Origin of the sequence: Enterococcus sp. 9E7_DIV0242, from assembly GCF_002140975.2 — a bacterium.
Classification (GTDB): domain Bacteria; phylum Bacillota; class Bacilli; order Lactobacillales; family Enterococcaceae; genus Enterococcus_L; species Enterococcus_L clewellii.
The window spans coordinates 2,262,796-2,282,355 of the sequence record NZ_CP147247.1; the positions used below are offsets into that span (position 1 = coordinate 2,262,796).

The 19,560-nt window shown below is 38.1% G+C and carries 13 protein-coding genes; 2 read left to right on the forward strand and 11 right to left on the reverse strand.

The features are described 5' to 3' along the window. Nucleotides 1-3: 3 nt before the first annotated feature. From A5888_RS10745 to A5888_RS10790, 10 genes are all read right to left on the reverse strand, one after another. Complete coding sequence (locus tag A5888_RS10745; RefSeq protein WP_086349709.1) at nucleotides 4-3,999, reverse strand: pectate lyase-like adhesive domain-containing protein; 3,996 nt, start codon at nucleotides 3,997-3,999, stop codon at nucleotides 4-6. Between the two features lie 176 nt (nucleotides 4,000-4,175). Continuing rightward, a complete protein-coding gene (locus A5888_RS10750) occupies nucleotides 4,176-4,895 on the reverse strand; it encodes a winged helix-turn-helix domain-containing protein (RefSeq protein WP_086349708.1) in 720 nt (239 codons plus the stop codon). 483 nt (nucleotides 4,896-5,378) lie between these two features. Beyond that, nucleotides 5,379-6,596, reverse strand: a complete 1,218-nt coding sequence (locus A5888_RS10755; protein WP_086349707.1) for a hypothetical protein — start codon at nucleotides 6,594-6,596, stop codon at nucleotides 5,379-5,381. Nucleotides 6,597-6,612: 16 nt separating this feature from the next. Further along, nucleotides 6,613-7,740 (reverse strand): hypothetical protein, encoded by a 1,128-nt coding sequence (locus A5888_RS10760; RefSeq protein ID WP_086349706.1) that lies wholly within the window; start codon nucleotides 7,738-7,740, stop codon nucleotides 6,613-6,615. A gap of 251 nt (nucleotides 7,741-7,991) precedes the next feature. Then, nucleotides 7,992-9,347 (reverse strand): metallophosphoesterase, encoded by a 1,356-nt coding sequence (locus A5888_RS10765; RefSeq protein WP_086349705.1) that lies wholly within the window; start codon nucleotides 9,345-9,347, stop codon nucleotides 7,992-7,994. Nucleotides 9,348-9,570: 223 nt separating this feature from the next. Continuing rightward, nucleotides 9,571-11,325: a glucosaminidase domain-containing protein gene (locus tag A5888_RS10770; RefSeq protein WP_086349704.1), complete on the reverse strand. Its 1,755-nt coding sequence runs from the start codon at nucleotides 11,323-11,325 to the stop codon at nucleotides 9,571-9,573. Nucleotides 11,326-12,086: 761 nt separating this feature from the next. Further along, a complete protein-coding gene (locus tag A5888_RS10775) occupies nucleotides 12,087-12,914 on the reverse strand; it encodes a MetQ/NlpA family ABC transporter substrate-binding protein (protein WP_086349703.1) in 828 nt (275 codons plus the stop codon). A gap of 11 nt (nucleotides 12,915-12,925) precedes the next feature. Further along, a complete protein-coding gene (locus A5888_RS10780; RefSeq protein ID WP_086349702.1) occupies nucleotides 12,926-13,600 on the reverse strand; it encodes a methionine ABC transporter permease in 675 nt (224 codons plus the stop codon). Then, nucleotides 13,597-14,328 carry a methionine ABC transporter ATP-binding protein gene (locus A5888_RS10785; RefSeq protein ID WP_086349701.1) on the reverse strand — a complete coding sequence of 244 codons (732 nt, stop codon included), beginning with the start codon at nucleotides 14,326-14,328 and terminating at the stop codon, nucleotides 13,597-13,599. The genes A5888_RS10780 and A5888_RS10785 overlap by 4 nt, the downstream gene beginning before the upstream one ends. After that, nucleotides 14,325-15,356: a lipoate--protein ligase gene (locus A5888_RS10790; RefSeq protein WP_086349700.1), complete on the reverse strand. Its 1,032-nt coding sequence runs from the start codon at nucleotides 15,354-15,356 to the stop codon at nucleotides 14,325-14,327. Before A5888_RS10790 ends, A5888_RS10785 begins: the two co-directional genes overlap by 4 nt. Nucleotides 15,357-15,788: 432 nt before the next feature. Here A5888_RS10790 and A5888_RS10795 point away from each other — a divergent pair, with 432 nt between their 5' ends. After that, nucleotides 15,789-17,411, forward strand: coding sequence for an IS1182 family transposase (locus A5888_RS10795; protein ID WP_339102065.1), 1,623 nt, complete (start codon nucleotides 15,789-15,791; stop codon nucleotides 17,409-17,411). A gap of 45 nt (nucleotides 17,412-17,456) precedes the next feature. Here the strand turns inward: A5888_RS10795 and A5888_RS10800 are convergent, their stop codons facing one another. After that, on the reverse strand, nucleotides 17,457-17,996 hold the full coding sequence (locus tag A5888_RS10800) for an HdeD family acid-resistance protein (RefSeq protein WP_339102066.1): 540 nt from the start codon (nucleotides 17,994-17,996) through the stop codon (nucleotides 17,457-17,459). Nucleotides 17,997-18,247: 251 nt separating this feature from the next. Between A5888_RS10800 and A5888_RS10805 the strand changes: the two genes are divergently transcribed. Then, on the forward strand, nucleotides 18,248-19,543 hold the full coding sequence (locus tag A5888_RS10805) for an ISL3 family transposase (RefSeq protein WP_339101632.1): 1,296 nt from the start codon (nucleotides 18,248-18,250) through the stop codon (nucleotides 19,541-19,543). The last annotated feature ends 17 nt before the right edge of the window (nucleotides 19,544-19,560 follow it).

Consider the following 19,560-nt stretch of genomic DNA (forward strand, 5'->3'; position numbering starts at 1 on the left):
ATCTTATGGTGTAGCAGACAGTTTGAATTCAAGAACAGCTTGATATTTACCTAGCTTGTTCACTGAACCGCCAGCTGCATAGAACTTAAATCCCTCACCTGTCTCACTCCATCTAGAACTGATATCGTATTCACCGGCTCTGTCATGTGTATGAGAAATAATTGGCGTTTCAGCATTATCAATGACAATCTCATCTGTCCCATCGTTATAGCGAACAGCCTTCGGCAAAACATATCTTATATCCGTTTCTCCTATCGGCATCATCGGTGTCAGCAGCCTCGCAGTTATGGTCCAACTCTTTCGAGTGACACGATTGTCTGACACGATAAAATCACCGGTGATATCCGGATCGATAACCTTGGTATCTTCATTCAGTTTCGCCTCTTCGGTTTTAAAATCAATAGATGATGGTACTGAAACCAAACTTATCGTACCAGCTACAGTAATTGTCGCTGAATCAGACGCAGAGATTTCCTCGTATTTTCCAGTTAAGCTTCCCGGCCCATCCTCAAAACGAGGGGATGTACCTAAAGCAGTTGCTGTATTATCAATAGAGCCAGATGCACTTCCAGAAACTGTCGCTTTAAACGTAATCTGCGCACTTACGGCACTAGTCAAACCACCCAAATTAACAGTCAATAGACGTGTTCCTTCATCGTACGAATATTCATTTACTCCCGGTGTTCCTGTTACATAAGTAGCAGGAGTACCGTTGATCGCCAATGCAGAAGTTGCAGGACTAAATGTCAATTTTGGTGATAAAGTATCTGTGACCATAACATCTTTCCAAGTAGTTGTTACAGAAGCCGGTCTATTATTTTTAGCTGTCAGAGTATACGTAAGTACATCTCCTGCATCTGCATTAGCAACACTACCGTTGCTAGATAGAACGGTTTTGGTCATAACTGGAAGATTCGGTAAAACATCCGCTACGATATACTTCTTAACACATTCAAATACAGCATCATGATACGTATAATCAGCACTATATGGATTGATATTCCCCACACCACTAAGATTTGTTACAGGCGGTTTGATTAATCCTATCTGATCATAAAGTACAGGTGTCTCTCCTGACGGAGAAGTAACTTGCTCTTCAGCTGCTGTATGTTTAATCACACTGTCACCCAAATAAACACTCAATTCTTTTGCGTCCGTAAGATAATATGGAAGCATATAAGACCACGTTCCATCATCAAGGACAGTACTTGTTCCTAACAGCATTCCAGAATCTCGATTACCGTTGTCATAATAGACATAGACAGTTGCCCCTACTTCAGCTCCTGTTCCCGAAAGAACATTTGTTGCATTATTCAAGCTTTCATCGGTCAATTTAGTCGGTTGCGGTGGTGTGACATCAAGAACTGTTCGTAGTGGTGTTTTTATATCTGTAAGCTCACTAGTATGAACATTCGATTTCCCTTCATCCTCTAACGCACCACGCCAAGCTGTTTCAACTTCTATCTGCTGCCCTTTAACTAAAAACCCGCTATCAAAAGTTGGAATCTTGAAAATCCCTGTACGCGCATCATCTCCATAAACTGAGACTGTCCCCGTACCTGCTGGATCTTCAACAACAGTTCCTTTGGTTGTATAAGCAGCAACAGAACTCACACCTGATACAGAAACCTTTACGGCAACCTCACCTGTGTATGCAGCACGAATCGGATCATGTTTTCCTTCTGGTACTGTCGCATGTCCCCAAATATACTTGTCTGCATCTGTCGGAACCCGTAGTTCATCAATACTTGGCGTTTGATTATTTGCTGTGATACGCGAATAAGTTTTCATCGTCCCCAAATTACTGATAGCACTACCGCTAGATGTCGTAGCACTCACTCCATCACCTAAATCTACACCAGTCCAAACAGCATCAAGCATATTCCATGAATTGGTCGGATTACCATCCAAATTACCAGAGACTTTATCATAATCCCAGACTTGTAAATCCGATTTTTCCATAGAAAATTTTGAAGCATCATTCCCTGAAAACAAAAGACCACCACTATTATTTCTAAAATCAAAATACTTAGGTTTGACCATATTAAATGTAAGTTTATTTCTAGTCCCAGTATTAGTGGTGTTACTAAATATGGCTGTCTCTCCCCTTGTTGGGTGTATTGGCGTATTTCCTCGAACAACAAAGTACGTGCCCTCCGATGCATTTATATTCAACATTTGATTATTACAATCAATAGCCGCACCATTGTCTGCACTAATTGATACATTTGAATCCTCACCAGTTACTGAAAAACTACTGGTTTCATCTGAAGCACCATTCCGATACTGTATTCCTTGATTTCCGTTGTTTGCACCGGGAGCCTGCGGTACCCCGCTTCCAACATTATGGAGAATAAAATCTGCACCACTTTGAATATCGATTTTATTCGCATTTCCATACATTCGAATCACCGGAGTTGCCCCGCCTGTCTTGTTTAATTTAACTTTAGAATTGAATGTAGCCTTGATCTGGTGATTTCCATACGTGTCCAAAGCGGGGTCTTCATAACGAAGCAAAGCTGTGTTACTTGCAGAATCTGAGCTAGCAGAATTAAGCGCGAACTCGGCTTCATTACTGGTAACGATCTTACTATCTCTTGAATATATTTGCAGCGTCGGAGCCCCTTTAATTGTTTCACGAGATTCAAAAGTTACTTTTGCACCATCATCTATTGAGATTTCTGAACCAATCGCAGCATCAGAAGCTTCTCTTACATCCCAAATAGCAACTACAGCACCGCCTTGCTTAGAATCAACTTTATTAGGGTTTGTAGTACTCCAAGCTGTACTTGAAATATTTCCTGAAAGCATTACATCTGTTTTCTGCCCAATAAAGTTCATTTTGGCTTGCTTAGAATTAATTTTGACAACGGGCGCTTCTGCATCTACCCAAATATTCATTTTTGCGTTATTTACTTTAAAGGTAGAATTGTCTACTAAAGTTTCAAAAAATATTGTCTGTAAATTCCCTTCCACAGTAGCATCTTCTTCTACCAATAATGTTTTTGCCCGAAGAAACGGTGACAAAACAAAGCCGCCAGATTGGAAATTATTTTCTCCAAATAACTGAATTCCCCCATTTTCCAGCTGTGCCAGTGAACGCTCATTTCCAGAAAGCACATTGACATTATTTGTTACGAACGTCCAGTTAGTACTTGCAGCAGTGTTGACTGCGCTAAACATTGGATCGACAGCTGAACCTGTCAAATCAACATCAGTCAATATAAGCTGGGCACCTGTTGCTGTTGCACTCAAAGTTATTTTTTGATCCCTCATATCAATTTTTCTTCTCACACCATTGTCATTACCATTAATCACCTTGGATACCGAAACATTACTTACTGCAGAGCTTGCAACAAGGTCAGCTTTAATATTGATCCAATCAACCGTTGGAGAGGCCATTGCCAATTCAAAATCTGCCCAATCGCTTACATTAGCAATTGTTCCTGGTGTTGGTAACGTTAATCCGAATGTCGCAATATCAACTAAATCAACATCCTTTGATTGATCATCAGATTCGATCACTTCAGAATCATTGGTATTGTTTATATCAAAAGTGTCTTCCGCAAGTACTTGTCCATCCTCTGTCAAAAATTGAATATGCCCTTTTTTCAACTGACTATTCCTATCAATGATTGCAGAAAAAGGAGACTCGAAAGACTTACCATCATCTACAAACTCAATAGCTAAAGTATTCTCATCATCTGTTTTTGTAATAGATAAACGTTCAAAATCTTCATTACTCAAATGGCTCAAAATATCATCAGCATGCAATGAATCAATACCTTCTGCTTTTAGTAGAATCTTTTGTCCAGAAAGCTTAGGGATATTAAGTTTTGCACTAACAAGTTGGTTATATTCCTGTACCCTGACTATCTCCAACTTATACTCATCAGAAGATGCCTTGATTGCATTCGTTTTTCCAAGGAAAGGAATGCTTCCTAGTAATAGAGCCACTATTACAGCCATTAATAGGTAAAACTTTTTTCCGATTTTCATTTTTTATCTCAACTCCTTTCCAATTAAAAGATTGTTCGTATGTTCGTCCAACACACTATATATTTCAATTTTTTGGACGACTGATACAAGAAGCCAACCCTTTCTACTCCTAATCAACCTCAATCTGTCGTTTCCAAAAAAGTGAAACCACATTTATTTTTCTTATATGCAGTTTTTTATCGCTGCACTTCTTCCACATTCAATAAATACCCTTTTGAATGAACCGTTTTAATATACCTTGAACCATCCAAATCACCCAACTTTTCCCTTATACGAAAAATGGTATTACTGATTCGATACCGTCTGCTACTATGATATTCCTGATGCCACAAGTGTTCATAAATTTCTTTATAAGCAAATGTACATTTGGGTTTGACCGATAGGAATTCCAGCAACTTGAACTCCATTTTAGTTAGTTCAATCTCTGATTTGCCATCTAAGCTGACCGAAAAATTACTATGGATAAGTTTGATGTCACAGCTTTCTTCTCCGCTGTCAATTCCCTTCGCCTGCTCTTCTGTTTTACAGGGATATTTTATAGAATTATCAATAGAGAGAAACAGTTCAGACAAGCTGAATGATTTATCAAATACACCATTCACTCCTAATTGTAGAAACAGCAATCGCTCATACGTCAATTCTCGCTCACCAAAAACCCAAATTGGCAACAAGCCAAATCGGCTGTTCCTGATACTTGTAATGACTTCACAGACAGCATAACTATCTTCATCACCTATGTTTATAATCACTGTATCCTCTTGATCTAAAACATTGTTATCAAAAAGTTCGTCTTTATTGATTTTATGTACAGAAAAATCTTTTTTTAAAAACTTTTGTATTTTGTCAAATGTTTCTCCATCATCAGAAAAATCAACAAATCCCAATGCTACGCTCATTCGCTCACCTACTTTTCTTTTTTATCAAAAGAAACAAATTTTCTTATTAAGTATATCAAAGAATTTTCTCTTTTCGCTCTCACTTTTTTATCAACAAAAAACATATTTTGATGATAAAAATTATTTCAAAAACAAAATATTTTCTTTTTATATTCTCTTCTACTTTTAAAAAAATGCTCACAATATCTCCTAAAACGCTAGTACAACGGTGTTTACATCTATCTATTTCAGCCTAATAAAAATCACGAAAAAGAAATATATCAGACGATTTCCTTACATTTCAAACTCATTAAAATGTGATTTCGATTAGAATTAATAAAAATAATTTCATTTCCGTTATATTATAAAGTTCAGAGCAATCCTGCCTTGGGTTTCCTCTCCAGAAGATCATCTATCTTTTTTTAAACACAAAAAAACCTGAAAGAATTTTCCTTTCAGGTCTTACTGATATTTGAGAATCAAGGTATATACAACTTGATAGCTCTATGATTTAAGAATAATTTGTTCCAACAAACGATTTTCAGTTTGGATGATATCAAAGAATGCACTAATTCTCTCCAACTGTTCATAATCAATTTGATATAGCTTAACATGAGGTTTGATAAAGAAGAAAAAGCCTCGATGAATCCTTACTCTATTATTGATCAAATGACATTGCTCCATCATTGATTGAAGATCCATCTCAGAAACGCTGTTTTTGATTCGCTCTACTCGCTCTCGCTCATAAGTCAATTCATTATTGGTCACAGTCATTTTTTCAGTGATTGTCACCAACTCCTTGTTCAGCTTCCAGGATTGTTCAATGAATTTTGCCTTTTTATACAAATCATCATAATGAATAAGGTCAATTTTTACTGGCTTGTACCAGTCCTCTTCTTCTACCTTTATTTTTCTATTTTTCTTGAATCGCTTTAACCCACTGACAAGCAAATTATTTTCTATAGCGAGCAGTTCTTGTTCCAATTTTTCTTTTGCTACCCGCACACGTTCCTTTGACGCTTTTTCCCGTTTCAAGCTTTCCTTTAGAAAAACGACTTCATTTTCCTCTGAGCGAACAATAGGATGTTCACTGACTTCTCTTACTTTACGAGACGTCTTATCTGAAGCCTTCTTTGCTTTTTTACTCTTTTCAGTTTTCTTCGGGACTTCTGGTACAGACGTCACACTCACATCAACTGGAAAAGAAAGCTCGCCAACATCAAACGTTGTATCATCTTCATCCTTTAGTATCTCATGAAGATGCGCTTCTACTTGTTCACTGATTGATAACTTAAGATCGCCTTTCATTTGTCTCAAACTTTCCTTCAAGTTAAAGGCGATAGGTTCTTCTTCCGCATCATTTTTGAAGAACAGAGGTAAAAACTCACAGGCATACGTGCTGAATTCTTCTTCAATTTCTTCCGATACTTTGACCCAGACAAACTGAGGGAAAAGCTCCTTCAATTCATCCAGTAACGCTTCTTCATCTAATTGAACTTGGAAAAACTGGATTTCAAGGTAGTTACGATGATTCTGTGAATGCCGCAACTGTTCCAACAGATCATCACTCTCTGTTAAAGACAGACTCTTACCAGTTACTCGGCTATAGATGGCTTCACATTCAACTGCAAGCTCTTCCATAGACTCTTGTTCAAAAATGGTCGTTCCAAAATAATCAGGAATTGCTTTTTGGTGAAAAAATACATCAAATGCCTCATTCACTGAATCTCTCCTCCTTTTAGATATCCATCTGATCGTCTTTAACTAAATCAATAATTTGATTAAAGGCCAACTCAGATTCTTCCTTCACATTCTTGATTCGGTTGTAGTAATTCGTATATTCTTTTTCTGCTCTTTCAAGACGTTTCAAGATTGCCGCTTTTCTTTGAACCTCTTCATTCACTAATTGTGCGCGATGGTTCGCTTGATTAATAATCTCTTTTGCCTGACGTTTGGCTTCCAATAATACTTCACCAATGTCTTCTTTGGACAGCTTCGTTTCATTCGAAAGTTCTTGCTGAGCTAAACGACGCTTCGCTGCTTCAAGCTCTTGACGCACTCTTGATAATTCTTCATAAGTACCTGTGTCAGTACTTACTGGATCACTCGCCATGATAACGATTCGATCTTCAGATAACTTATCAATTTCATCTTGTTTTGAAAGCAACTCTTGCTCATATTGACGAATTTTTTGTGAGAAACGTTCTGCTTTCTTACGATTTAGATCAAGCTCATCTGTTTGTCGTGTATGATCTCTTGATAGTTCATCATACTGACGTTGAAGCTGCTGTAGCTCAACCAACCGCGCTTCATAGTCTTTCGGAACAGCTTGAACAGTTGCAAGCTCATTTTCCAACGACTCATTTTCTTCTTTCAGATCAGCAATCTCTGCTTCAACCTTAGCTGATGCACGCTGACTCTTACGAAGCTCTGCTTTTAATTGGCGCAGTTCTTCTTGAAGCAAATCATTTTCTTCTTGAAGTTCATCAAGCTCATCAGTTTCTACGCGTACAGGACGTTTCTTCTTAGGCGCAGATTGAACAACCTTCTCTTTCTTTTTGAAAGGGAAACGTTTTGGCGCTTCGTCATAATCATCATCGTCGTCATCGTCATAATCATCGTCATCGTCATCGTCGTCATCGTCATCGTCATAATCATCATCATCGTCATAATCATCATCATCGTCATAATCATCATCATCGTCATCGTCATAATCATCATCGTCGTCATAATCATCATCGTCGTAATCGTCATCGTCGTCATAATCATCATCATCGTACTCGTCGTCATCGTAGTACTCATCTTCATCGTAATCATCATAATCTTTTCTAGATTTATTTTTGCCTTTTTTTAAAAAAGAGAACATGCGTTCACAGCCTTCCTAGTTTATATTAAAAAATCGCTACATATCTATTTTATCCTATCCTCCTTTTCACTTCAATCGTACCAATCATCAATTTTTTATAGTTTTATATAAATTATAGAGATAAGTCGTTAATTGATCGTATCTTTCTATAATATTTTTATGATTTCTTATTTCTTTCAACGACTGCTTTCTATCTATAAATAGGTTGCCTTTTTGGAGACAAGTCATCCAATTCAACTCACTCATATTATTTATTTCAAAGATTTTTCAAACAAAGTATCATTTTCATTCCTATCTTGAATAATCGAATCAAGGTACTCCTTCAATTCAGATGACTCTTCTGAAATAATCTGATATGCTTCTGATTGCCTGATTTCTTCTACCTCACCATCAGAAATGAAGTCTTCACCAGTAAAAAAACGTCGATTCAATTCTCCAACAAGTTCAGCCGCCGTATCAAGCTCTGACTCCTTCGTGTACCCAGCTTCAAGTAAATAGCGATACCCCAGACTTCGGCTTTCTTTAAGGAATATTTCTTCCAAATAGCGATCATGATTTAACAGATCCTCATTCGTCAATTGATTCCCTTTCGCCCATTGTGAGACATTGATGGCTTCTCTAGCATAGGTAAGTTTTTGATCGTTTAGAGTTATTACCCCAAGCGGATGTGGCGTAATAGCATATGAAGCTGTAACAATTTCTGTGATACCGGTCTCTGCGTCTGTTAGAATATCTTGAGCATGGATATGCCCTGAAAAAGAAACAGGAATTTCGTACTCTGAAAAAAGTGTACGCATTTCCGCTGCATTATTCAAGACATAGCCTTTATTAACGAGTTCATTATGAGAAAATAAGTTATGGTGCATAAAGACAAGAGTCTGTTTCCCATTCTCTGTACCGAAACGAAGTTGTTCTTCAATCCATTTCTTGGTCTGTTCATCTATCCTACCAGCAGTTGTTGGGTTTCGAGTAGACGGCTCCAAGGTATATATATTGGTATCCAAAAAAATGAAATTGTACTTGTCATTTATTGAAATCAAATAGCTCAAAGACTTTTCATCCTGACTAATCGACTGACTGTAACCGTAATCGGAAAATATTTCCTTAAAATCTGCTGCAGAAATCTGTGCTGTTTTTTCCTGTGTATCCCCTGTAAACTTTCTTGCCCAGCCATCATGGATATCGTGATTACCCGGAATAACAAAAACCTTGATTTTCGCTTGTCTTATCGGTTCTAGAATTTCAGCAAATTTTTCACCACTGACAAGCTCTCCATTCAACGTAACATCTCCTGTAACGATTAAGCCATCTGGTTTTTCTTTTAGCACCTCTGCAACTAAGGCTTGTAAGCTTTCCTTCTGATAGGTCAGGTCTTTTCCTGCCGCCGTTGTTTTGATGTACTCAAATGCAGACCCGTCATCATAAAGCGTCTCATCTATGTAGTGCGGATCTGTTATAAGCCAAAACTCCATGTCTTCTTTTTGAAATAACACATCTGACGCATCGATGTTTTGGGTTGATTGGCCCTTCTTAGACTCCGTATAAAAAAAAACGAAAACAACCAAAGAACTCAGCACACCGAAGAATACCACAAACTTCTTTTTCATTTATTCCCCACCTAGCATCATAGAATCAATTACTTATAGAAGTTAGAAAATCAGAAAAATCGAACGAGCTCATTCAGCTTGTAATCAATAGACCTTCGAGAATTTATCTCCTGCTTCGTTTGCTTTAGTCATTGATTTTTCTAGTAGAAATGATACCACAAAAAAATAAATAGCGGGACAGAAGCCACTTCTGTCCCACCCTTCTTTTTCGATTACATTTGTCTTAAAGAGAAGTCGCATATGGCGGAGTCAAAACCAATTCCTGTCCTTCGGTCAAGAAATACTGATCCAAATTATTCCATTCTTTCAATGACAGAACTGAAATTCCTGTTTTCTTGGAAATTTTTGCCAAGGTATCTCCGGATTGCACTTCATATACACTTGAGCTTTTTTGCTTAGATGCAGTCAAATTATACGATGATTTCTTATTGCTTTCTCCACCGCGAAGTGAATTAATCACCTGTTGAACACTTCGTAAAGAACGATCAACAATTTCCTCAGTTTTGACTACTGTTGTTTCCTCCACTACTTCAGTAGTAGGAATAACCAGCTTTTGCCCAACAAAAATCATTCGACGTTCAAATTGATTTCGTTCTAAAATAGCAGAAATTGGAATGTTGTATATTTCACTGATAGATTTTAAAGATTCACCTTTTTTAACAACATGGTAGAGGATATCCAACTTCTCATCCATTTCCTTGCTGTCTTCTTTTTTAGATAAATCTGTCTTCTTGCTCTTTTGTCGAACATCTTTATCCATACTGGCAAATGTTTCACTTTTTTCTGTCAGTTCATCGTACTGCATAAGATCATAGGCTTCGATTAAGCTGTTCAGCTTAGATGCATAGCTAGTATCCGTTGCATACTTACCTGTCAAAAACTTAGTTGCATCCTGATAACTGTCTGTCTTGCTCTTCCATGTACCACTGTAGAAATTATCATTTCCACTAATACCGCCACGCAACAGCTTCATGTAATCAGTTAATGATTCTTTATACGATGGGTACTTTCTGAAGCTGGCACGGATACTGATCATGTCTCCGCCACCTGTGTCTTCCTGCGTTAGGAAATTGACACTTGCACCTTCATAGCTGCCTTTGATACCAAACAAATTATAGTTTGGTGCAGAAGCTAACGCACTGTTTCCGGAACCACTCTCAAGAATCGCTTGAGCAATCATTACAGAAGCATACAAATTATTCTTACCGGCAATCTCACGTGCATCCTCTGCAACTTCATCAATAAACGCCTGTGTGGTCAGATTTCTCGGAATATAGTAGACTGCTGTAGAAATTCCATTCTGATTGGTGCTTGTTGCATTTGTTGTCTGGTTATACTGTGTGACATTCTGAGTAGGACCAACAACATTCGTTGAGGTAGAATTATTCCCACCTGTTGCACCACTTTGATTATTATTGTTCGAAATACTCGGTTTATTCGGTTTGTTCGGCTTGCTTGGTTTATTCGGTTTGCTAGAGCTTGTCGTTGTACTTGAACTGCTTGATGTGCTCGAGCTACTTGACGAAGACGAACTAGAGCTTGTCGAGCTACTAGAACTTGTTGACGTATCCGAACTACTGCTTGACGAAGTCGAACTGTCCGAAGTCGATGTACTACTATCTGTCGTACTTTCCTCCGTATCAGAAGATGAGTCGGTTGTTGACGTATCGCTCTCTTCCGTACTACTTTCCTCAGTACTTGTTTCCTCCGTTGACTCGTCTACAGTTGTTTCTTCTGTAGTCTCCACCGGTGGTATCTCAACTGATGAAGACGAACTTACTTCCAAATCTTCATAAGAGGTTGCTATTTCTGTATCCAGTATCACTTCTTGATTCTGCTCTGTACTTTCAATCACCGAATCATCTGTTTTATTCTGTGCAGAAATAATCGTATTTCCTGTGAAAGCGGAAGCCGTAGAAGCAGTCAAAAGTCCAGCACTGGCAAGACATATTCTTTTTAGACTTTTTTTCCTTTTCATAAATTTCTTCCTTTCAGCACATAAACATTCTTTTCATTGTCTACACACTTCTCTTATCTTATGTATCCACTACAAAGTAATAACCAATATCCCCCTAGGACACTCGTTATCATTATACCAGAAAAAAGGGGCGTTTTCTTCTCAAATATTTATAAAAAACAAGAAATTTTGAAGACAAACAGAGAGAACCTGTACTTTTTCTAATCTAATTATCATTCTGAACCTGTATGCGAATAATCATCTGCGTTTTTTTATCAAATAGCAGAAACTGAAAACTATTTTTTGAAATGCTTCTCTTACCAAACGGACATCGTTACCGACAGTATAAATTATTCCCTTATCCCTTACTAATACTTTGCTTATTACCTACATAACTAGAAAGAGAGTATGAAACAATCATCGAAATGAACATTGTCTCACACTCTCTATATGGATAAATTCTAAGCTAGTTCGTCTATACTTGAAACATCTATTACTAGCTAATCGGTCATTTTACGAGCCTTCCCTTATAAGAGCAGTCTAGATTGCATCTGTTGTTTTCTCACATTGATCCGCTCAACTTTTATGAAATGCTTCTTTTCAATTTCATAAACTTGGCATTATACTTAACGTTTTACTAAGCACACCTAGACTAGCAGAACTAATAACACATCAGACTTTAGAGATACCCATATAGTGCCCAAGCTCTGATATCGTTCTTTATAAATTTCCTATAAAATGCAGATACCTCTGAATTTTTTCGATATGCTCTCACGCCTACTTTAAAAAGCAGGAAGTAAGGTGTCACTATGATCATTAACCAAAAACAAGCGAACTTTTTCACTGGTCATCGCTTTTTTTAATGCCTTGATTTTTTCAGAATCCTGGTTGTCTTCTCTGGCAACCAAGCTAATCGCAAATCGGTCATCGATATTTTTTTCGAGAAACAGCGCGTCATCTGGTGTCAAACCAACTTTTGCAATGTAGGTAGGATAGTTATAGACCAAAGCGACATTCTTTTCATTGTATGCTTCAGCAAGATTCAGCAAATCTACAGAAAGCCATTCCAGTTGTTTCGGGTTCTCTACGATATCCTTGATTGTCCCATCAAAACCAACACCTGCCTTCAACTTGATTAGACCTTGATCGGCTAAAATCGCCAACGCTCGTCCCTCGTTAGAAACATCACTTGGAAGAGCAACTTGTGCACCATCGGGTATTTGGTCAATTGCTGTATATTCTTTTGAATAGAAACCAACCTTTGCATTATAGATTTTCTGAATCATGACCAGATCAGCATCTTTTTCACTGTTAAATTTCTCCATAAATGGTTCATGCTGTGCAAAATTAGCATCTATTTCCTTGTTATTGAGCAACTCATTGTACTGAATATTATCATTCACCTGAACGAGTTCGATTTCATATCCCTCTTCTTTGATCACCTCTCCGGCAATCTCCACTACATCTGTCATCGGAGGCATATGAGAAGCAACCTTTATCACACGTGCTTCTTTTGATTGTGCATCATTCGCCTTTTTCTGAGCACCACAGCCGGTAAAAATGAGTAGTGCCACCCCCGTCGCCATGACTATTCTTGCAAACTTTTTCATTTTTCTTCCTCCTAATGCTTCTTATCTATATATTTTGCCAGTCGACTACCGCCAATCTGGATAAAGCTAACCACAATAATCATGAGAACAATAGCTGTATACATTAATGCATATTCATATCTTTGATACCCATAGCGCATAGCAAAATCGCCGATTCCTCCCCCGCCTACAACCCCCATGACTGTAGAATAGGAAACCATACTTACGACAACCGAAGTTAAGGTCAGCACTAGTCCCGATCTGGCCTCTACATATAAAAATTGAAAAATCAACTGACGACGACTGGCACCCAAAGTGTTCGCCAACTCGATGACCTCTTCCGGGATATCTAAAAGCACCTGCTCGACAAGTCGTGCATAAAGTGCTGCTGCGACAAATCCCAGAGGAAAGGCGGCTGCTCTTGTCCCAAAGGCCGTGCCCAATACTACTCTGGTCAGAGGAATTAGTGCTATAACCAGCAACAAAAATGGAAAAGAACGAACAACATCTACCAGCCGATTCAAAAAAATAAGCAGTGCCCTAGATGAAGTATCAGGCCTTTTCCCCATAAGATACAGAAGCGTACCCAATGGTAACCCGATAAAAAGTGCTGCCAGTGTAGAATACAGCAACATTTCTCCGCTCTCTAACAAGGATTTTGACAGTTCAGGCAAGTAATAGGTAAGCTGATTCACGTATTCATTCATTTCAAACGCTCCTTTACCCGTTCATAATAGGAGGGAAATGCTTGTTCTTTCGGTAACGGAGCTAAAGAAACGGTTTCAATCAATTGCCCTTTTTCCAAGATAGCCGCTCTGCTGCACAATTGTTTAATTAGCTCCAGCTCATGACTGACCAAAATAATCGTTGTTCCCAACTCTTGATTGATTCTTCGTAGTAGCTCCATCACTTCATACGCATTTTGTCCATCTAATGCTGAGGTTGGCTCGTCACATAAAAGCAAGCTTGGATCATTTACAAGTGCTCGAGCAATAGCAACCCGCTGTTTTTCACCACCACTTAGCTGCTTCGGATAATTTGTCAACTTGTCTTCCATCTTCACAAAGCGCAATGCTTCTCGTGCTTTTTCCTGATTTTTCGATCCTGCCAACTTCAATGGGAGTGCCACATTTTCCAATGCTGTTCGATTATACAGCAAATTAAAATGCTGAAAAATCATCCCCACCTTTTTCCGATTCTGCCGCAACTCTTCTTTCGTTCCAGAAAAAATATCGCTATTATCAATAAAAACCCGTCCATAGTCAGGCTTTTCCAGTGTGCTAAGCAGTCTTAACAGCGTTGACTTGCCCGAACCACTTTCACCGATCACCCCAAATATTTCCTGTGATGGAATCGATAGGTCCAGCTCTTTCACTGCATATTTTTTAGTCCCTTTATAGTCATAATATTTGCTTACCTTATCAAATAGAATCATTGCTGTTCCTCTGTTTTCCCCATCAAAAGATGAATGAATGCCGTTTTAGAAATATTAGTGAAATACTCACTGAAATCAAGAGCTATCAACGCTTGTTCAATCGCCTCTATTCTATACTCTTGTCCAATCAAGCGCTCCTCTATTTCTCGTGTGTCTCTTTGGCTGAAGTAGTCACCATAGATTTTCAACTGAGCAATTCTTCCTTTTTCTATAGACAGACCAATCTCGATCAATCCGCCTGGAAATTTCTTTTCTCTGTGAATCGTAAACCTCGGGGCTTCCCCGTAAATCCACTGTTGATTTCCATAGACTTCTTCGACAAGCTTCTGTATCCCTTCATGGTCAGAAGTCGTTAGTGTGTATTTTTTTTCTTGAGTCTCTTCAAGACTGGACGACCCAAGCAGCTGTAAAAGTAGTTGATTCCGAAATTCTTCGATGGTCAACCTTTGATACTTCTCGTCAAGATAGGGCTTCAGATTTGTGACATGCTTTCTGACGGATTTGGTTCCTTTGGATTCGATTTTTATCTTGGATACATTCAATACATTCGTCATTTCCGCTAAATCAACATCAAACATCAGCGTGCCGTGCATGTACATCTTTTCCCCTCTTTTATACATAGCATTACCAGAAAATTTTTTTCCATCAATAAAAAGGTCATTTCGACCATTCATCTCTGCACCAACAGCCCCCAGCTTGTGCAGCGCTGCCAAAATAGGTTTGGTTAGTGTGGTGAAATCACCAAAATTCTTCCCTTCTGCATTCATTACAAAGCTAAAGCTGACATTCCCCAAATCATCATAAACTGCACCACCACCTGATTGTCTTCGAGTGATCGTGATATTTTTCTTTTCGGCATAAGCCATATCGATTTCAGCTAATGCATTCTGATTCCGTCCAATAATCACACAGGGTTTTTGAATATAAAAAAGGACGAGTGGCTCGTCGAAATCCAATTGATTCAATAAATACTGCTCTGCAGCTAGGTTTTCTCTTATATCTCTGGATTCAAGCAAAACATAATACATAGCTGACCTCCATTTCTTCTAGCATACTATTTGCTTATAAAACAACGGCTTCATTATAGCATCGAGAATATTAAATCACATCTTTTATGCTCACAAAGTCATACCAATTATAGTGGAACACCCCTTTTATATAACAGTTTATTACATTAGTACAATTGTTTTTCAAAAGAGAAAAAAGCATAGATCATGGGTGATTGAGCAACCCAATTAGTTTTTAATAAATCAAATAGAGCATTCGGCTCCTAAACTTCTTTTTCCCTTATCAGCCAAAATAAAAAAAGCGGGCCTGTGACATAAGTCATAGCTCTAAAAGCAAAAAACCTTATGAAACGACTGAAACCAGTTCATTTCATAAGTTTTTTTGGGTACAATAAAAGAGTACAGATTGCACTCCGTACTCTTCCCATTCTACTCCTCGAAAGGACTAAAATCATGCATACTTATTATAACATGAATCAACTAACTTTAGATATTACTACTTCCTATATTCCAAAAAAAGAGAATACGGCTTGGTTCATCAATGAACTAGTTGAATCGCTTCAAATCAGTGACCCTTATTTTTTTGGAAGACCTAGAGAATACGACTTAGCTGCTATGTTGAAATTAGTTTTATTTGCCTACACTCGTAGTGTGTTCAGTAGTCGTAAGATTGAACAACTGGCAGAAGAGAGCCTACCGGCTCGTTGGTTGACGCAAGAACAGCTACCTTCTTATCGGACAATTGCTCGTTTTAGGGTTTCTGTCGAAATAGAGAACCTACTTACTAAAGGGCTGGATTCATTGGTCGATTATCTGCGGAAATGTCAATTGATTGATGACGCAGTGTTTATTGATGGAACGAAAATTCTAGCCGATGCGAATAAATACAGCTTTGTCTGGAAAAAGAGCACCATTAAATTTGATCAGATGAATCGAGAGACCATTCTTCAGATGATGGCGGAATTGAAAGAAGCTTATCGAAACAAGCAAATCCCTGATGGTTCATCCCTCACGCTAGAGATGGTTGATGAAGTCATTACTCGAATGGAGCTGCGTCTTGAAGAGCTAGAGGAGAAAGTGAAGGAGACCAAGAAGGTCTCTCCTAACCCAGCGAAACAAGAACGGCGGACACTAAAATCACAGAAACGTAAGTTGATAGAACGGCGTGAAAGGATGGTTGAACACCAAACTCGACTGTCTATTTGTGGTACTCGAAATAGTTATTCAAAAACAGATCATGAGGCTACTTTTATGCGAGTCAAAGAAGACCCGATGAGAAATGGTCAATTAAAACCTGCCTATAATTTACAAATTGCGACCTGTAACCAGTTTGTGTTAGGCTATGACGTTTATCAAAATCCAACAGACACAAAAACACTGATTCCATTGTTGGAAAGAATGAACATAGCTGAACAAGAGAAGACATACCTTGTAGCAGATGCCGGCTACGGTTCTGAAAGAAACTATCGTTATTTGGAGGATGAGTTATCGACACATACTGCATTGATCCCTTATGGGACAATGCACAAAGAAAAAAGTCGTAAATGGCAAACGGATGAACGAAAAATAATAAACTGGATGTATCATGCAGAAGAAGACTATTACATTGACTCCAAAGGAGTTCGATTCAATTTTAATGCCTATCGAAAACGTCCTGATAAAGAGGGATTTGTACGAGATTTCAAAGAATATCAAGCAGAGAAGTATGATGAGAATAAACGGGTGATTCCAGAAGCTTTGACTCGAAAAGGAAACAGAAGAAAGATTACGGTCAATCCTTCGTGGGAATATTTTAAGGCAAAACAAAGAGAATTGCTTTCAACTTCAGAAACAAGTAAGATTTACGCGCGTCGAAAGATTGATGTGGAGACTGTTTTTGGAAGTATGAAAGCTTGTTTAGGTTTCACACGATACCATGTTCGAGGCTTGGCGAACGTCCGAAAGGAATCAGGCATCGTTGTCATGGCATTAAATATGATGAAACTGGCTGTCAGAGAGAAAAACAAAGGGCTAAAAATCAAAAAGAGAAGCGAACCAAAAAATTATTTTACAATTTTTTGGTTCGCTTCTTTTTGATAGGCTCTCACAATGAGTTATGTCACAGCCCCGTTTTTAAACCTATTAATCATCTATTTTTCGCAGTTGGATAAGAGTCAAAAATTCTGATATCCCCATAAAGATCAAGATACCGCCAAATATTTGAAATAGTAGCAGTACACTTCTGAATGGATTAAATACAAGTAGCAAGCCACCGATCAATAGAATGATCCCGTAAATCAGAAAAAGTGTCCAATTGACATTCACATATTGTTTCAGATTGAATGCCTGCACGATACGTGAAGCACCAAAAACTGCAATTAATAATCCTAAGAAGATCGGCAAAATGCTGACAATTCCTTTGGCAAAAATCAATACGATCGCAGCGACGATCAATAGGAAAATACCTAAAACAAAGCTACTGTTATAGCCGCCAGTAGAACGCTTTTCCTTGATGCCATCCATCAAATCAAGTATCCCCATAAAGGCCAGATAACCTGACACTGCGTAAACCGCAAGTTTAAATACTGCAGACGGATTGATTACAACCGCTAATCCTAATAATATATATACAATTCCTCTGAGTAACGCATATTTCTTAATGTTATGAATCAATGTATCCATTTTTCTTCCTCCTTCTTTCTTTTCCTTATTGTATAAATTTTTCCTCATAAACACTACTAATTTGAATTACGCTGTTCCTTTAGTGCTATTTCTGCATCAAATAAAACAAAAAAAGGCTCTATAATAAATGGGACTGATGAAAGTAGAAATACTTTTTTCAGTCCCATGTTTATTTTTATCTAAAAAAACATATCGTTCTCTGATAGGATTAAGTCACCACAACCAAATCTAATCGGAAGGAACGATATGCTATGACTAATACTATCAAAAAAATGCTACGAATAATAGACAAAAACCTAACTATTTCAGAAGTCTCAGAACAAAAAATCAAAGGAACGCAGACACTTATCGTTCACGCCAAGCTTTCTCCCTGTATGGCTCATTGTCCCTACTGCTCTTCTTCAAAAGTTCCCCTCACGGGGAAACAAGCAGTGGTTAAAAATGGAACAAAAGCGACAATGATTCGTTTTGATTCCTATCAATACTTGCCCCTAGCCATGAAATTAGCGAAACAACGCTACTTTTGTCGTTCCTGTTCTCGCCACTGGACGGCTCAGTCTTATTTCGTTGCACCACATTGCTTTATTGCCAAACAGTTACAGATTAAAATTCTTGCACTACTAAAAGAGAAGATATCTCTTCGCCTGATTGCCTCTCTGTGCCATGTCTCTATTACGACAGTCATTCGTGTACTTAAGACAACAGAAGCCTATCTTCCTACACGAAAACGAACCTATCTGCCTTCTGTTTTAATGGTTGATGAATTCCGTTCTCATACGTCTATTGAAGATAAGATGAGTTTTATTTGTGCTGATGGAGAAACAGGTGAACTGATTGATATTCTTCCTTCTAGAAAATTGAACCATTTGGTTCATTACTTTCAAAAATGTTCAAATCCGGAGAAGGTACAATTTCTAGTCACAGATATGAATGCCGCTTATTTTCAATTGATTCCCCGTGTATTCCCTCAAGCAAAGTTGGTCGTTGACCGATTTCATGTTGTTCAACACCTTAATCGGGCCTTTAATGCCTTTCGTATCAAAGAGGTTGCGCGATTGAGACAGGAAAATAAACATCCTTTAGCGAATAAATTAAAAAGTAATTGGCGCTTTTTATTGAAAAATCGAGCCCATGTTAATCATTCGACCTACAAAACTTGGCGCAGCTTTAGAGCCCCTAAGTTTCCTTATCTGACAGAAGCCATGATGATTGATCGACTCCTTGAGTTTTCTCCGGCACTGCGTTTTACGTATCAAGTATTTCATGAATTAACCGAGGCTTTCCGAAGGAAAGATCATGAACAATTCTTTGAACAACTACGGACCCTTCCAGAAGAATTAGATGAAGTATTTCGTCAATCAATCACCAACTTATTAACCTATGAAGAAGGAATCCGAAACGCCATGATTTATCCTTATTCGAATGGAAAAATAGAAGCAATGAATACTCATATAAAAGCACTAAAGCGTGTCTCTTATGGGTTTAAATCCTTTCAAAATATGAAAACACGAATTTTTCTTATGAACGATCTGATAAAAATGACATAACAAAGAAGTTGGTTATC

Bases quoted from the DNA above. Each gene is read 5' to 3' on its own strand.
- A5888_RS10750 (WP_086349708.1), bottom strand. From the start codon at position 4,895: ATGAGCGTAGCATTGGGATTTGTTGATTTTTCTGATGATGGAGAAACA.
- A5888_RS10760 (WP_086349706.1), bottom strand. From the start codon at position 7,740: ATGTTCTCTTTTTTAAAAAAAGGCAAAAATAAATCTAGAAAAGATTAT.
- A5888_RS10745 (WP_086349709.1), bottom strand. From the start codon at position 3,999: ATGAAAATCGGAAAAAAGTTTTACCTATTAATGGCTGTAATAGTGGCT.
- A5888_RS10770 (WP_086349704.1), bottom strand. From the start codon at position 11,325: ATGAAAAGGAAAAAAAGTCTAAAAAGAATATGTCTTGCCAGTGCTGGA.
- A5888_RS10790 (WP_086349700.1), bottom strand. From the start codon at position 15,356: ATGTATTATGTTTTGCTTGAATCCAGAGATATAAGAGAAAACCTAGCT.
- A5888_RS10775 (WP_086349703.1), bottom strand. From the start codon at position 12,914: ATGAAAAAGTTTGCAAGAATAGTCATGGCGACGGGGGTGGCACTACTC.
- A5888_RS10800 (WP_339102066.1), bottom strand. From the start codon at position 17,996: ATGGATACATTGATTCATAACATTAAGAAATATGCGTTACTCAGAGGA.
- A5888_RS10805 (WP_339101632.1), top strand. From the start codon at position 18,248: ATGACTAATACTATCAAAAAAATGCTACGAATAATAGACAAAAACCTA.
- A5888_RS10795 (WP_339102065.1), top strand. From the start codon at position 15,789: ATGCATACTTATTATAACATGAATCAACTAACTTTAGATATTACTACT.
- A5888_RS10785 (WP_086349701.1), bottom strand. From the start codon at position 14,328: ATGATTCTATTTGATAAGGTAAGCAAATATTATGACTATAAAGGGACT.
- A5888_RS10765 (WP_086349705.1), bottom strand. From the start codon at position 9,347: ATGAAAAAGAAGTTTGTGGTATTCTTCGGTGTGCTGAGTTCTTTGGTT.
- A5888_RS10780 (WP_086349702.1), bottom strand. From the start codon at position 13,600: ATGAATGAATACGTGAATCAGCTTACCTATTACTTGCCTGAACTGTCA.